The sequence below is a fragment of the Flavobacterium plurextorum genome (assembly GCF_002217395.1).
Lineage (GTDB): Bacteria > Bacteroidota > Bacteroidia > Flavobacteriales > Flavobacteriaceae > Flavobacterium > Flavobacterium plurextorum.
The window spans coordinates 164726-179133 of sequence record NZ_MUHD01000014.1 but is presented as its reverse complement, the minus strand read 5'-3'; the positions used below and the strand labels follow the sequence as shown (position 1 = coordinate 179133).

General features: G+C 32.4%; 14 protein-coding genes. 11 read left to right on the top strand and 3 right to left on the bottom strand.

Annotated features, from left to right (window positions below; genetic code table 11):
• Positions 1-65 precede the first annotated feature (65 nt).
• Positions 66-689, top strand: coding sequence for a bifunctional nuclease family protein (locus B0A81_RS07475; protein ID WP_042566126.1), 624 nt, complete (start codon positions 66-68; stop codon positions 687-689).
• An 83-nt stretch (positions 690-772) separates the two neighbouring features.
• Entirely contained in the window at positions 773-1624 is an 852-nt protein-coding gene (locus tag B0A81_RS07470; protein ID WP_089057443.1) for a thymidylate synthase, read from the top strand.
• A gap of 39 nt (positions 1625-1663) precedes the next feature.
• On the opposite strand, the gene B0A81_RS07465 is transcribed toward B0A81_RS07470, so the two are convergent.
• A complete protein-coding gene (locus tag B0A81_RS07465; protein WP_089052558.1) occupies positions 1664-1960 on the bottom strand; it encodes an isoamylase early set domain-containing protein in 297 nt (98 codons plus the stop codon).
• 240 nt (positions 1961-2200) lie between these two features.
• Between B0A81_RS07465 and B0A81_RS07460 the strand changes: the two genes are divergently transcribed.
• The 4 genes from B0A81_RS07460 to porT all read left to right on the top strand — a co-directional run bounded on the left by B0A81_RS07460 (position 2201) and on the right by porT (position 5057).
• Positions 2201-2545 carry a 2TM domain-containing protein gene (locus B0A81_RS07460; RefSeq protein WP_089057442.1) on the top strand — a complete coding sequence of 115 codons (345 nt, stop codon included), beginning with the start codon at positions 2201-2203 and terminating at the stop codon, positions 2543-2545.
• A gap of 12 nt (positions 2546-2557) precedes the next feature.
• Positions 2558-3040: a dihydrofolate reductase gene (locus B0A81_RS07455; protein WP_089057441.1), complete on the top strand. Its 483-nt coding sequence runs from the start codon at positions 2558-2560 to the stop codon at positions 3038-3040.
• A 576-nt stretch (positions 3041-3616) separates the two neighbouring features.
• Entirely contained in the window at positions 3617-4348 is a 732-nt protein-coding gene (ubiE, locus tag B0A81_RS07450) for a bifunctional demethylmenaquinone methyltransferase/2-methoxy-6-polyprenyl-1,4-benzoquinol methylase UbiE (RefSeq protein WP_089057440.1), read from the top strand.
• 1 nt (position 4349) lies between these two features.
• Positions 4350-5057, top strand: a complete 708-nt coding sequence (gene porT / locus B0A81_RS07445) for a type IX secretion/gliding motility protein PorT/SprT (protein WP_089052554.1) — start codon at positions 4350-4352, stop codon at positions 5055-5057.
• 9 nt (positions 5058-5066) lie between these two features.
• Here the strand turns inward: porT and B0A81_RS07440 are convergent, their stop codons facing one another.
• Entirely contained in the window at positions 5067-5795 is a 729-nt protein-coding gene (locus B0A81_RS07440; protein ID WP_089057439.1) for an RNA methyltransferase, read from the bottom strand.
• 37 nt (positions 5796-5832) lie between these two features.
• On the opposite strand from B0A81_RS07440, the gene tamL reads away from it, so the two are divergent.
• The 4 genes from tamL (at position 5833) to B0A81_RS07420 (ending at position 11272) form a co-directional block, all read left to right on the top strand.
• A complete protein-coding gene (tamL, locus tag B0A81_RS07435) occupies positions 5833-8406 on the top strand; it encodes a translocation and assembly module lipoprotein TamL (protein ID WP_089057438.1) in 2574 nt (857 codons plus the stop codon).
• 60 nt (positions 8407-8466) lie between these two features.
• Positions 8467-9534, top strand: a complete 1068-nt coding sequence (gene fbaA, locus B0A81_RS07430; protein ID WP_089057437.1) for a class II fructose-bisphosphate aldolase — start codon at positions 8467-8469, stop codon at positions 9532-9534.
• Between the two features lie 108 nt (positions 9535-9642).
• Positions 9643-10497 (top strand): acetyl-CoA carboxylase, carboxyltransferase subunit beta, encoded by an 855-nt coding sequence (accD, locus tag B0A81_RS07425; RefSeq protein ID WP_089057436.1) that lies wholly within the window; start codon positions 9643-9645, stop codon positions 10495-10497.
• A 373-nt stretch (positions 10498-10870) separates the two neighbouring features.
• The gene (locus B0A81_RS07420) at positions 10871-11272 is read left to right on the top strand and encodes a helix-turn-helix domain-containing protein (protein WP_089057435.1); all 402 of its coding nucleotides are present in this window, start codon (positions 10871-10873) and stop codon (positions 11270-11272) included.
• Positions 11273-11456: 184 nt separating this feature from the next.
• Here the strand turns inward: B0A81_RS07420 and B0A81_RS07415 are convergent, their stop codons facing one another.
• On the bottom strand, positions 11457-12704 hold the full coding sequence (locus B0A81_RS07415) for an ABC transporter permease (RefSeq protein WP_089057434.1): 1248 nt from the start codon (positions 12702-12704) through the stop codon (positions 11457-11459).
• Between the two features lie 166 nt (positions 12705-12870).
• Here B0A81_RS07415 and purH point away from each other — a divergent pair, with 166 nt between their 5' ends.
• Positions 12871-14397, top strand: a complete 1527-nt coding sequence (purH, locus tag B0A81_RS07410) for a bifunctional phosphoribosylaminoimidazolecarboxamide formyltransferase/IMP cyclohydrolase (RefSeq protein WP_089057433.1) — start codon at positions 12871-12873, stop codon at positions 14395-14397.
• Positions 14398-14408 lie beyond the last annotated feature (11 nt).

Sequence of the window (14408 nt, the reverse complement as noted above, 5' to 3'; positions counted from 1 at the left end):
ACCTTTATTTTTCAATCAAAAAAAGTATTAAAATGCGGTGCTAAGTGCCCGTTTTACAAACATATATGAGTCTAGTAAAATTATCCATAAAAGGAATTTCATACAGTCAAACTCAAAATGGCGCGTATGCCTTGATTTTGAATGAAGTTGACGGCGAACGAAAATTACCTATAGTTATTGGCGCTTTTGAAGCCCAGTCAATTGCTATTGCCTTAGAAAAAGAGATAAAACCTCCTCGTCCATTAACTCACGATTTATTCAAAAACTTTGCTGAAAGGTTTGACATTGTTGTAAAACAAGTCATCATTCACAAATTAGTAGACGGAGTTTTTTACTCAAGTTTAATCTGCGAAAGAGACAAAATTGAAGAAATTATTGATGCTAGAACATCAGATGCTATCGCTTTAGCATTACGCTTTAATGCTCCAATTTTCACTTATAAAAACATTCTGGACAAAGCTGGGATTTATTTAAAATCAAATACAGCCGAAACAGATCAAGGCTCTCAGGAGATTGACGATGTGCTTTCTAACCCAGAAACATTTGGACATGAAGAGGAAAGTAATCAATCTGGAGATGTTTACGCAAAACACAGTTTACAAGAACTAAATGAACTTTTAGATCAGGCGGTTTCTCAGGAAGATTATGAAAAAGCTGCAAAAATTAGAGACGAAATCTCGAAAAGATAAATTTTAATGGTTAATCGAAACTGTGTATTTGTTAAATCAATCTAACGACTAAACAAATCCATGATTAAACAAATAAACAAACAATGAAACAGTACTTAGATTTAGTAAAACACGTTTTAGAAAACGGCTGCCAAAAAGGAGACCGAACTGGAACTGGAACCAAAAGCGTTTTTGGATACCAAATGCGTTTTGATTTAAGTGAAGGTTTCCCAATGGTTACAACAAAAAAATTACACTTAAAATCGATCATCTATGAACTGCTTTGGTTTTTAAAAGGTGATACGAATATTAAATATTTACAAGAAAACGGAGTAAAGATATGGGATGCTTGGGCAGACTCTAACGGAGATTTAGGACCTGTTTACGGACATCAATGGCGTAATTGGAACAGCGAAGAAATTGATCAGATTTCGGAATTAATTACCGAATTAAAGACTAATCCAAACAGCCGCAGAATGTTGGTTTCAGCTTGGAATCCATCTGTTTTACCAGACACAAAAAAATCTTTTGAAGAAAATGTAGCCAACAATAAGGCAGCATTACCTCCTTGCCATGCCTTTTTCCAGTTTTATGTAGCGACACCAGATGCCGAAAAAGGAGAAACTAAAGGAAAATTGTCTTGTCAATTGTATCAACGAAGCGCTGATATATTTTTAGGAGTTCCTTTCAACATTGCTTCTTATGCACTATTAACTATGATGATTGCGCAGGTTTGCGATTTAGAACCAGGCGATTTTATTCATACTTTTGGTGATGCACATATTTACAACAATCATTTTGAACAATTGCAATTACAATTGACTCGTGAGCCAAAACCGCTTCCAAAAATGATTCTAAACCCAGCTGTTAAAAATATTTTCGATTTTGACTATAATGACTTCACACTTGTTGACTATGAACCGCATGCGGGCATAAAAGGAAGTGTTGCTGTATAAAAACAAAAAAAATCCGCTTAAAATTTTAAGCGGATTTTTTTATACTACTAAAACACTGTTTTCACTACCGGCGAAATCATTCCACTTATATGAATCTGCTTCAGGATCATTAATGTAAATACCGTCGATTACATATTTGAATTCATAAATGGCGTCTTTTACTAAGTCATACGTAGCTTTGAATGTTCCATTCTTTAGTTTACTCAAAGTTCCTTCTTCAGGATTCCAGTTATTAAAATCTCCAACAACTGCTGCCGAATCAGCATCTTTGGCATCTATAGAAAAAGTAACTTTTACAACTGGTTTTGTTTTGATAAATTGTTTCTTTAAAGACATAACTATTTAGCTTTTAGATTTATAGAAAATAAAATTACATAAATTCAACTAAACTTTTCACAATACAATTCCGATTTGTGATAATAGCAAAAACAGTCCGTTTTTTTAATTGCATCAACAATTTAAAGAGTATATTTTTTTTGTATATTTATTTACAACTCATTTTCAAACAAATATTCTGCAGTCAAAATACGGTGTTTTAAAAATAAATTCTAACTTTATAATCTCATTTATATCGGTATGGAAAAAGAAGTGCACGAACAATACGAGTATGCAAGAAGACGTATAAGACAAAAAAAAATCCTTTATTTTCATTTTGTACTTTTTCTACTGGGAAGTTTATTTATTTTCATTGCAAATAGATTTTTTGGTTTTGGAGCTTCAACAGAGCAAAATTGGTGCTTATGGGGCATTACCATATGGTTCTTCATTTTTATACTGCACTTTATAAAAGTTTACATCACAGATCGATTCATGAACAAAAAATGGGAAAGAGAACAAATTGACAGGTTAGTTGCTTTACAGCAAAAGAGAATAAGTCAATTAGAGTCAAGGATTAATGAGGATACCGAAAATAAAATTTAGTTTAAGCATATTATGATTATAATGATCGCGGCTGTAGCCGAAAACAATGCTCTTGGAAAAAATAATGATTTAGTATGGCACTTGCCAAATGATTTTAAAAGATTTAAGTCACTAACAACAAATCATCATATTATAATGGGAAGAAAAACATTTGAAAGCTTCCCTAAACCATTACCGAACCGAGTACATATTGTTATAACCAGACAAAAAGATTATGCACCTGAAGGCTGTATAGTTGTAGACAGCATAGAAAAAGCTATCGCATTATGCCCTGAAAATGAAGATTCATACATTATTGGAGGAGGCGAAATTTACAATCTGGCATTGCCTTATACAGATATAATCGAAATAACTAAGGTACATCACACATTTGATGCTGATACATTTTTTCCTAAAATCAATAAAAGCGAGTGGTTACTAGTAGAATCTGAAGAAAATTTTAAGGATGAGAAACATCTTTATGATTACACTTATGAAACTTATATTAAAAAATAAATAAAAAAACATCCTCTTTTGAAGGATGTTTTTTAAAAATGATCGATAGTTTGTCCTGACTCATTCAAGAAATAGTTTTTGTAAAAATCACAAATGCAAAGTGCACTTGAAATAACTGAATAACATTTACTGTTAATTGAGAACGAATCTCAATACAAGCCTTTAATAACAAATACCACTAAGATATTAAAGGCAGAAAATTAAAATTTCCAAAAACAAATTTAATCCTAAGAACGTATTTCGCACTTTAAAAATAGTATCCCCCCAAGAACAATACTTTTAAAACTACTTACTTGAACAAATTAGCCGTCAGTGCAAAAAAACAGCTGTTTGATTAAGTCAATATGATAAATCAATCATTAAATTTTTATCATTTTTACTTTAACAAAGTTGTATATAAAATCCACATCTCACAATACCCACTTTTAGTGATTTTTTAAAAATACCCACTTTTGGTGATGGTAAAAACTTTTACTAAAAGTGATTTTCATCCCCGATTTCAAAACATTTAATTTACACTTTAAAAAACTCAACTACAGTTAAAGCAGATTGTTTATATTTGCGTAAATAAAAATAATGTCTGAAAAAATAACCCCATATAAAGATTCTTCTTTAGGTAAAAAAGAGCAGGTAGCCCAAATGTTTGACAACATTTCTGGGAACTACGATAATTTAAATCGCGTAATCTCATTTGGTATTGATGTCAAATGGAGAAAAAAAGTATTAAAAATAGTTTCAGATACTAAACCAAAAGTCATTCTTGATATTGCAACAGGAACTGGTGACTTAGCCATTTTAATGGCTCAAACTAAAGCAGAAAAAATTATTGGCCTGGATATTTCTGCAGGAATGCTTGAAGTTGGAAAGAAGAAAGTTGAAGAAAAAAATCTGTCTTCTGTTATAGACTTAGTGTTAGGAGATTCTGAAAACATTCCTTTTGATGATAATTATTTTGACGCAATAACCGTAGGTTTTGGTGTTCGTAATTTTGAAAATCTAGAAAAAGGCTTTTCTGAAATTTTACGAGTTTTAAAACCAAATGGTGTATTTGTGATTTTAGAAACTTCAGTTCCTGATAAAACACCATACAAACAAGGATATAAATTTTACAGCAAAAATATATTACCGGTTATAGGGAAATTGTTTTCTAAAGACAATTCAGCATACGGTTATTTATCTGAATCTGCTGCGGCTTTCCCATATGGAGAAGCATTAAACAATATTTTAAGAAAAACTGGGTTTATAGATGTTGTAGCAATGCCTCAGACTTTTGGTGTAGCAACCATTTATTCAGCATCTAAAAAGTAGTATGAAAAAAATTGTAATCTTATTTTTATTAGTCTTATCGACAAAAGGATATTCTCAATTTGCTAAAAGCATGTTTAGCAAAGATCCTATTATAAATCTTGAAAACTGGCAAAAGCAACGTGTTTACTTTGGTTATTATTTAGGTTTCAACAGCTTTGACTTTAAATTTGATTACAAAAATGTAGTAAATCAAGATATTCAAGTAAAAAAGACAACTGGTTTTAATGTTGGTGTAGTTGCCGATTTAAGATTGCAGGAATACATTAATTTGCGTTTTGAGCCTGGTTTATATTACACAAAACGAGATTTGTACTATCCTAATTTTACTTCTAAAACTGATTATTTGAGAGAAGTAAACAGTACTTACATTCATTTTCCATTGTTATTGAAATTTTCTTCATTGCGTACTGGAAATGTCCGTCCGTATTTAGTTGGCGGAATGTCCACAACATTAAACTTGTCGAGCAACTCTAAATCTACGGATGACAATGCTGAAGGAAAATTCAGAGTAAAACCATGGACTGCGGCTTATGAGCTTGGCTTTGGAATAGATTTCTTTACGGAGTATTTTATTTTCTCTCCTTCTATTAGAGGTATGTTTGGCATTACAAACGAATTAGTACAAGACAAAGATCCATTAAGCCCTTGGACAAGTAACATTGATTCTATGAAATCAAGGGCTCTTTTAATAAATTTTACCTTTCACTAAAACAAATTCTTAACTATTTCGTTTAAACTCACTAAGAATAATCGCGGTTGCGGTTGCTACATTTAAACTTTCTGTTTTTTGAAGCTCTCCAAACCTAGGAATTGTTAGTCGTGTGGTAACCGTTTTTTCAATTTCTGCCGAAATACCATTGGCCTCATTACCCATAATAATGATTCCATTTTCAGGCAGATTTTTTTTATAAATAGTTTCGCCATCCATAAATGTTCCAAAAACAGGAAGTTTTGTTTGACTTAAATAAGTTTTGAGATCAACATAATTTACGTTTACTCTGGCAATAGATCCCATTGTGGCCTGTACAACTTTTGGATTGTAAATATCGACGGTTTCTTTAGAACAAACAATTTGTTTAATTCCAAACCAGTCACAAAGACGCAGAATGGTTCCTAAATTTCCTGGATCACGAATGTCATCTAAAGCGAGGATTAAACCCGTAGAATTGATTTCGTTTTCGACAGGCATTTTAAAAACTGCTAAACAAGAATTTGGAGTTGTCAGCGCGCTTATTTTTTTTAGTTCTTGGTCATTAATAAGAGTTCGCTTTGAAGTTTGAACTTCTTGAAAATCATTTATTGTGGTGTATAAATGCTCTAATTCAAAATTGGATTGCAGTAATTCTTGAATTACCTTTACCCCCTCGGCAAAAAACAATTGATTTACAAAACGCTGCTTTTTTTGATGCAAACCTGAGATAAGCTTTATTTGGTTTTTAGTAACCATAAAATAATGTACTTTTGAATTAAATTTTTAAAAACACTTGAAAAAGAATTCTACAAAAATAATAGCATTTATTCTAATAGCAATACTTATTTGCGCTTGTAATGCTGTAAAAAGAGTTCCTGACGGAAAAAACCTTCTTGTAAAAAATAATATTCTTGTAAACGGGAAATCTACAAATGACGAAACAGCCTTAAATCAGATGTATCAAAAACCTAATGGTAAACTGTTAGGGTACAAACTTCGTCTGAATTTATACAACTTAGCAAACTTAAATCCCGATTCAACTTATAAGGCTCAATTTATCAAACATCCACATAGATATGAACGTTGGTCAAAAGTATTATCTGCAAAGCAAGTTGATCGACTTGGACAATCTTTTTTAAACAAAGGACTTAATGAATTTTTAAAAAACACCGGTGAAGCACCAGTAATAATTGATACTTCAAAAACTAAAAAGTCATTGTTGCGTTTAAAATATTATTATTTTAACAATGGTTACTTTAATGTTTCTACAGATTATACTATTGACAGTATTGCTCGAAAAAAAGCACAGGTAAATTACAAAATAACTACTGGACCTGGTTATATTATAGACACTATTCGAACTAAAATAATGACTCCTGCCCTTGATTCATTATACAAAAACAATCCCGAGGCTTCTCTTTTAAAATCTGGAAACCAATACAAAACCACTGATTTTGAAGAGGAAAAAAATCGTATCACGACTTATTTTAGAAATCACGGCGCATACTTTTTTCAACCTACGTACATCACTTTTGACATTGATACTATTGGCAAAAAAAACAAAGCCGATGTAACTCTTATTATCAGCAATAATAATATACAGGAAAAAGACTCCAGCCGAACTGAGCCTTTTAAACTATATACAATCAGCGATGTAAACATTTTCACCGATTACTCTGCTGCAAATGCTAAAAACAAAATCAGCGACAGTACTACTTACAATAACTTCAATTTATATAGTTATAAAAAACTAAAATATAAGCCTCGTGCCATTACCGATGCTGTTTTTATTAATAAAGGAAGTACTTTTTCTGACACCAGAACAACACTTTCATCTCGATATTTAAACAATCTTAAAATTTTCAATTACCCATCAATACAATATGAGGTAGATAAACGTGACTCAACAGCACAATCTTTAATTGCAAAAGTCTATTTAACGCCTAGAAAAAAATATAGTTTTGGTACAACTTTAGATGTAACACACTCAAATATTCAAGACTTTGGTATTGGAGCTAGTATATCTGAAACTATACGAAATGTATTCAACAGAGCTGAAACTTTAGAAATCTCAACCCGTTTAAACATCGGTTCTTCTAAAGACATGGCAAATCCTAACGATAACTTTTTTAATGTTTCTGAATATGGAGTTGACTTAAAGCTTAATTTCCCAAGAATCCTGATGCCTTTTGGTACTGAAAAGATTATTCCAAAAAGAATGATTCCATCTACCAGTATTTCGGCAGGTTTTTCAAAACAACGTAATATTGGTTTAGATAAAGAAAACTTCACTGGAGGAATATCGTATAACTGGTCACCAAAACGTCACAATACTGTAAAATTTGATCTGCTTAATGCTCAATTCGTAAGAAATCTAAATCCTAACAATTATTTTAACGTTTATACTTCTTCTTACGATGAATTGAACGGAATTGGTAAAGATTATAACATTAGACCTATCAACTGGGGAGATACGCCAGAAGAACAGATTAGAAAAGACCTTACTATTCCAAACGGAACAACAGGTTTTACTAGTGACGTATTAAGCAATAAGACAGCATTACTGCCTGGAGATCCGCAATATAAAGATGTAGAAAGCATCGAAGAAAGAAGGGTTCGTTTAACAGAAAACGACTTTATTCTAGCAACGAGCTACACTTTTACTAAAACGACTAAAAAGGATTTAGCCGACAATACTTTTTATCAATTCAAAACTAAAATAGAATCTGCAGGAACTTTATTATCAGCGATTTCAAGTTTAGGAAATCTGCCAAAAAATGCAAATGGTAATTACGAAATTTTCAACTTAGAATACTCAGAGTATATCAAAACTGAATTTGACTATATTAAACACTGGGATTTTGGGAAAGAGAAAGTATTAGCCGTAAGAAGCTTTTTTGGAATAGCAGTTCCTTTTGGAAATTCAAATTATATTCCTTTCTCACGAAGTTATTACGCAGGAGGATCAAATGACAACCGTGCTTGGCAGCCTTACTCACTTGGACCTGGAAGCACAAATGCCGTAAATGACTTCAACGAGGCAAATATGAAAATTGCTTTTAGTGCAGAATATAGATTTAAAGTGTTTGGAGATGTTAAAGGAGCCATCTTTGCAGATGCCGGAAATATCTGGAATGTGCTCGATAATGTCATCGATGAGAAGGCAAAATTTTCTGGCGTAAACGATTTAGCTGAAATTGCTTTAGGCTCAGGATTTGGTTTACGATATGATTTAAGCTTTTTTGTTATTCGTTTAGATTTAGGCTTTAAGACCTATAATCCGGCGCATGAGAAGGGTGACCGTTGGTTTAAAGAGTACAATTTTGGGCACTCGGTTTTAAATTTTGGAATAAATTATCCGTTCTAATGCTAATTAATTCTTATTTTTGCAACCTAAAAACTAAAAACAACTATAAAAAAAATTACAATGGCACACAATATTAAACCCGGAGTAGCTACAGGAGATCAAGTACAGGAGATTTTTAATTATGCGAAAGAAAAAGGATTTGCTTTACCTGCTGTAAACGTTACAGGATCTAGTACAATTAATGGAGTATTAGAAACTGCAGCAAAATTAAACGCACCGGTTATCATTCAATTTTCTAACGGAGGAGCACAATTTAACGCTGGAAAAGGTTTATCTAACGCAGGCGAAAAAGCAGCAATCGCTGGTGGAATCGCTGGAGCAAAACACATTCACACTTTAGCTGAGGCTTACGGTGCAACTGTAATTTTGCATACTGACCACTGCGCAAAAAAATTATTGCCATGGATCGATGGTTTATTAGATGCTTCTGAAAAACATTTTGCAGAAACAGGAAAACCATTATTTAGTTCTCACATGATCGATTTGTCTGAGGAGCCAATCGAAGAGAACATCGAAATCTGCAAAGAATATTTAGCTAGAATGAGCAAAATGGGAATGACATTAGAAATCGAACTTGGTATTACAGGTGGTGAAGAAGATGGCGTTGACAACTCAGACGTAGACAGCTCAAAATTATATACTCAACCAGAAGAGGTAGCTTACGCTTACGAAGAATTATCTAAAGTAAGCCCTAAATTTACAATTGCTGCTGCTTTTGGAAACGTTCACGGTGTTTACAAACCAGGAAACGTAAAATTAACTCCAAAAATCTTAAAAAACTCTCAAGATTTCGTTCAAGACAAGTTCAAAACTGGTCACAATCCAGTAGATTTCGTTTTCCACGGAGGTTCAGGTTCTACACTTGAAGAAATTAGAGAAGCTATTGGATACGGAGTTATCAAAATGAATATCGATACTGATTTACAGTTTGCTTATACTGAAGGAATCCGTGATTATATGGTAAACAATATTGAGTATTTAAGAACTCAAATTGGTAACCCAGAAGGAGCTGATGTTCCTAACAAAAAATATTATGACCCAAGAAAATGGGTTCGTGAGAGCGAAGTAACATTCAATGCAAGACTTGAACAAGCTTTTGCTGACTTGAATAACGTAAATACGCTTTAAAAAGTGATCAGTAACAGTTTTAAGTATTTAGTTCATAATTGAATACTTAAAACTGATTATAAAAACTGAACACTGAAACTGATTACTGAACACTGAATACTAGAACAAATGGCTTGGTTTAAAAGACAAGAAAAAGGAATTACGACCGCGACAGAAGATAAAATGGACGTTCCGAAAGGATTGTGGTACAAATCTCCTACTGGAAAAATTATTGATGCTGACGAATTAGCAAGAAACTTATTCGTAAGCCCTGAAGATGATTTTCATGTTCGAATTGGAAGCGCAATCTATTTTGAAATTTTATTCGACAACAACGAATTTGTTGAGTTAGACAAAAACATGACATCAAAAGATCCTTTGCATTTTGTTGATACAAAAAAATATGCAGAAAGATTGAAAGATGTAATGGAAAAAACTCATCTTAAAGACGCTGTACGTACGGGAGTAGGAAAATCTAAAGGAAAAGAACTTGTAATTTGCTGTATGGATTTTGCTTTTATTGGTGGATCTATGGGAGCTGTTGTAGGTGAAAAAATCGCAAGAGGTATTAATCACGCAATCAAAAACAAACTGCCTTTTGTAATGATTTCTAAATCTGGTGGAGCTCGTATGATGGAAGCTGCTTATTCTTTAATGCAATTAGCAAAAACTTCTGTAAAACTAGCTCAATTAGCTGAAGCAAAATTACCTTATATCTCACTTTGTACAGACCCAACAACGGGTGGAACAACTGCATCTTACGCAATGTTAGGAGACATCAACATCTCTGAGCCAGGCGCTTTGATTGGTTTTGCTGGACCGCGTGTTGTTCGTGACACTACAGGAAAAGATTTACCAGAAGGTTTTCAAACGGCTGAGTTCTTATTAGAGCACGGTTTCTTAGACTTTATCACGCCTAGAAAAGAATTGAAAGATAAGATCAACTTATACATCGATTTGATTCAGAATAATGATATTAGATAGTTTTCGGACTTTCTAAAAGCACAAAATCCCAAGAATTGCTTCTTGGGATTTTTTTATTTTAAACCATTTAAGTCTTATAAATACATTTTAATCATCCTGCAAGTTTTTCAAAACCTTGTAGATTTCAATTTTAACACTATGATCATTAATCCATTAAAGCCATTGAAACACCTACAAGGTTTTGAAAACCTTGCAGGAAAGTAAATAAATTGTTTGTTTCTATAATTCAACAATACTTGTCTGAAAAATTGTATTTTTGTTTTCCAATAATAGTTTTATCCCAAACGAACTATTAAAAAATGTATCTTACAGAAACGGACTTGTTTTTTACCTAACCCACTTTTTATTAAAGCATTATAAATATCTTTGAATTATGAGCACAGCAACAAAACAAAACCATATAGGACGAAAAATAAGCCGTATTCGCGAACTTAAAGATATGAAGCAGGAAGCTCTCGCTCAAGCTTTAGGAACGTCTCAACAAACTGTATCTGCAATAGAAAATAGCGAAACCATAGATGATGCAAAACTTGAAGAAGTAGCAAAAGCACTTGGAGTAAGTGCTGAAGCCATTAAAAACTTTACCGAAGAAAATATGATTAATTATTTTAATAGTTTTTATGACAACAGCACCAGCACTGGAATAAATGGAATTTTCAACCCAACGCATTGTACATTCAACCCATTAGATAAAGTTATTGAACTTTATGAGCGTATGCTTCAATCAGAAAAAGAAAAAGTTGAATATTTGGAGAAATTATTAAAAGAAAAATAGGATTTTCAATCCGTTGTGATATAAAAAATTCCCAAGAATTACTTCTTGGGAATTTTTTTATATCATACTGCAAAATATATGATTAAGGAATTTTAAAAAATAAGATCTGAACTTCTTAAAATCTCAGAACCCAAAAAACCTTTGCCTCTTTTTTCTCTCTGAACCTTTGAACCTTAAAAAAGACCTACATTCCTGTTCTAATTGCTTCAACAGGATCTAAATTTGCAGCTGAAATTGCAGGTAAAATTCCTGAAATTAATCCAATAAGTGCCGCTAAAGTTGTTCCTAATACAATATTTCCAAAACTCAAGACAAATTCAAAATCGAGTGCTTTTGTCAAAATAAGAGCAATTCCCCAAACCATCAATAAACCAATAATCCCGCCAATTACTGAAAGAATTATAGCTTCAAATAAAAACTGAAATAATATGAATCTGTTTTTTGCTCCCAATGATTTTTGAATCCCAATTAAATTCGTTCTTTCTTTCACTGAAACAAACATAATATTCGCAATTCCGAAACCGCCGACTAAAAGAGAAAATCCGCTGATAATCCAGCCTACAACATTCATCTGTCCCAGAATTCCGTCGATAAAATCAGTAAAACCAGAAAGAACATTTACAAAGAAATTATCCATCTCTCCTGCTTTCATTCCTCTAGTTGCTCGAAGTTTTTGCGCAACTTCAGCTTTATAAGCTTCCACATCAATGCCTTTCTCTGGTTTCAAAACAATTACCGGAGTCATTGCATCGCTGTCGCCATACATTTTACGCAAAAAATTAGCAGGCAGATAAACTGAAGTATCATTACTATCTCCAAAAAAACCTGCACCTTGTTTTTCAATTACACCTATTACAGTAAAACGCTGACCATAAAGCCGTATGTTTTTACCAATAGGATCACTGCTTCCAAAAAGTCCTTCGGCAATATCATATCCTAAAACAATTACAGCTGTTCCTGAATTCGATTCAGATTCATTATAAAATCTTCCTTTATCAAAACTCAATCCATCAATATCGACCATTTCACTTGACGACGGCACAATATTCACATCACTGACAGTTTTTGAATCGTATTTTAAACTTTCATGATTTACAAAAAGCTGGTAAGCAACCTGATCTGTATTATTAAGCGAATTTTTTAAAGCGATATATTCATCATATTTCACATTTGGAAACTGCTCTCTCTTCCATTGTGGAATTTCGGAAGGTCCAAAACAGTATTTCATTAAATAAATCGTATTTTTATCTAAACTGCTCAAATCTTTTGAAATTTTTCTATCCAAAGAATCAACAGCAGCTAAAACAGCGATAATTGAAAAAATACCAATAGTAACACCTAAAAGCGACAATAAAGTTCGTAGTTTATTATTTCGCAGAGCGCTTATAGCAAAGCTTAAACTTTCTTTTAATAATCTTAGATAAAGAAGCATATAGTAGTATTTTTCAACAAAGTAAAATTCAATAATTTAAAAACAAAAACCTAATAAAAGTTAACTTACTCATCAGTAGTTTTTTTTAGCATAATGTTACATTAATTTTCTTTAAAATAATATATAAAAAAACTACTTTTGCAGTCTCAAAAATCATAACTACACAATGAGCACAACTAAAAAAATACAATCGGCATTAATTTCTGTTTTTTCTAAAGATGGATTAGAACCAATCGTTAGAAAATTACACGAACAAAATGTTACACTTTACTCTACTGGAGGAACTGAAGATTTCATTAAAAACCTTGGTATTCCTGTAGTTCCTGTTGAAGACATTACTTCTTTCCCTGAAATTCTTGGAGGACGAGTAAAAACTTTACACCCAAAAATTTTTGGAGGGATCTTGAATCGTCAAGATAATGAAAGTGATGTCCAACAAATGAAGGAATTTGATATTCCGCAGATTGATTTAGTAATTGTTGATTTGTATCCTTTTGAAAAAACAGTTGCTTCTGGTGCAAGCGAGCAAGATATTATCGAGAAAATTGACATTGGCGGAATTTCATTGATTCGCGCTGGAGCAAAAAACTTCAAAGATACTGTGATCGTTGCTTCTGTTAATGAATACAGTTTGCTTTTAGATATGATTACAGAACAAAATGGTTCTACAACTCTTGAAAACAGAAGATTGTTAGCTACAAAAGCTTTCCACGTATCTTCTCATTATGATGGAGCTATTTTTAATTATTTCAATACAGACGAAACTATCTACAAAGAAAGTATTGACAATGGTCAGGTTTTAAGATATGGAGAAAATCCACATCAAAAAGGCTTTTTCTTTGGCGATTTTGACGCAATGTTCAATAAAGTTCACGGAAAAGAGTTATCATACAATAACTTACTTGATGTTGATGCTGCAGTAAATTTAATTGCTGAATTCAAAACTGACGGACCAACATTTGCAATTCTTAAACACAATAATGCTTGTGGTTTAGCGTCAAGAAAAACAATCAGCGAGGCTTATTTAGCTGCTTTAGCTTGTGACCCAACTTCTGCATTTGGAGGAGTTTTGATTTCAAACACTAAGATTGATTTGGAAACTGCACAAGAAATCAACAAATTATTCTGCGAAGTAGTTATTGCTCCAGCCTATGACGATGAAGCAATTACAGTTTTACAAGAAAAGAAAAACAGAATTATTTTAGTCCAAAATGAAGTTGAATTACCTTCAAGACAAGTTAGAACATGTCTTAATGGTTTGTTAATTCAGGACAGAAATAATATTACAGATAATAAAGAGCATTTAAAAACCGTTACAATTACAGAACCTACTGCTCAAGAGATAGAGGATTTGATTTTTGCATCAAAAATTTGCAAGAACACAAAATCAAATACTATTGTCTTTGCAAAAAACGGAACTTTAATTTCATCTGGTACAGGTCAAACGTCGAGAGTTGATGCTTTAGTTCAAGCAGTTGACAAAGCAAAAGCTTTTGGATTTGATTTAACTGGCGCTTCTATGGCAAGCGACGCATTTTTTCCATTTCCGGATTGTGTAGAATTAGCCAAAAAAGCAGGAATAACTGCTGTAATTCAGCCAGGAGGCTCAATAAAAGACGAATTAAGTATAAATTATTGCAATGAAAATAATGTTGCAATGGTATTTACAGGAACTCGTCATTTTAAACATTAATTTGTTTAACT

Coding starts and splice junctions, on each gene's coding strand:
- purH (WP_089057433.1), top strand. CDS start 12,871: ATGAGCACAACTAAAAAAATACAATCGGCATTAATTTCTGTTTTTTCT.
- B0A81_RS07415 (WP_089057434.1), bottom strand. CDS start 12,704: ATGCTTCTTTATCTAAGATTATTAAAAGAAAGTTTAAGCTTTGCTATA.
- B0A81_RS07420 (WP_089057435.1), top strand. CDS start 10,871: ATGAGCACAGCAACAAAACAAAACCATATAGGACGAAAAATAAGCCGT.
- B0A81_RS07440 (WP_089057439.1), bottom strand. CDS start 5,795: ATGGTTACTAAAAACCAAATAAAGCTTATCTCAGGTTTGCATCAAAAA.
- ubiE (WP_089057440.1), top strand. CDS start 3,617: ATGTCTGAAAAAATAACCCCATATAAAGATTCTTCTTTAGGTAAAAAA.
- B0A81_RS07460 (WP_089057442.1), top strand. CDS start 2,201: ATGGAAAAAGAAGTGCACGAACAATACGAGTATGCAAGAAGACGTATA.
- B0A81_RS07465 (WP_089052558.1), bottom strand. CDS start 1,960: ATGTCTTTAAAGAAACAATTTATCAAAACAAAACCAGTTGTAAAAGTT.
- B0A81_RS07455 (WP_089057441.1), top strand. CDS start 2,558: ATGATTATAATGATCGCGGCTGTAGCCGAAAACAATGCTCTTGGAAAA.
- fbaA (WP_089057437.1), top strand. CDS start 8,467: ATGGCACACAATATTAAACCCGGAGTAGCTACAGGAGATCAAGTACAG.
- accD (WP_089057436.1), top strand. CDS start 9,643: ATGGCTTGGTTTAAAAGACAAGAAAAAGGAATTACGACCGCGACAGAA.
- B0A81_RS07475 (WP_042566126.1), top strand. CDS start 66: ATGAGTCTAGTAAAATTATCCATAAAAGGAATTTCATACAGTCAAACT.
- porT (WP_089052554.1), top strand. CDS start 4,350: ATGAAAAAAATTGTAATCTTATTTTTATTAGTCTTATCGACAAAAGGA.
- B0A81_RS07470 (WP_089057443.1), top strand. CDS start 773: ATGAAACAGTACTTAGATTTAGTAAAACACGTTTTAGAAAACGGCTGC.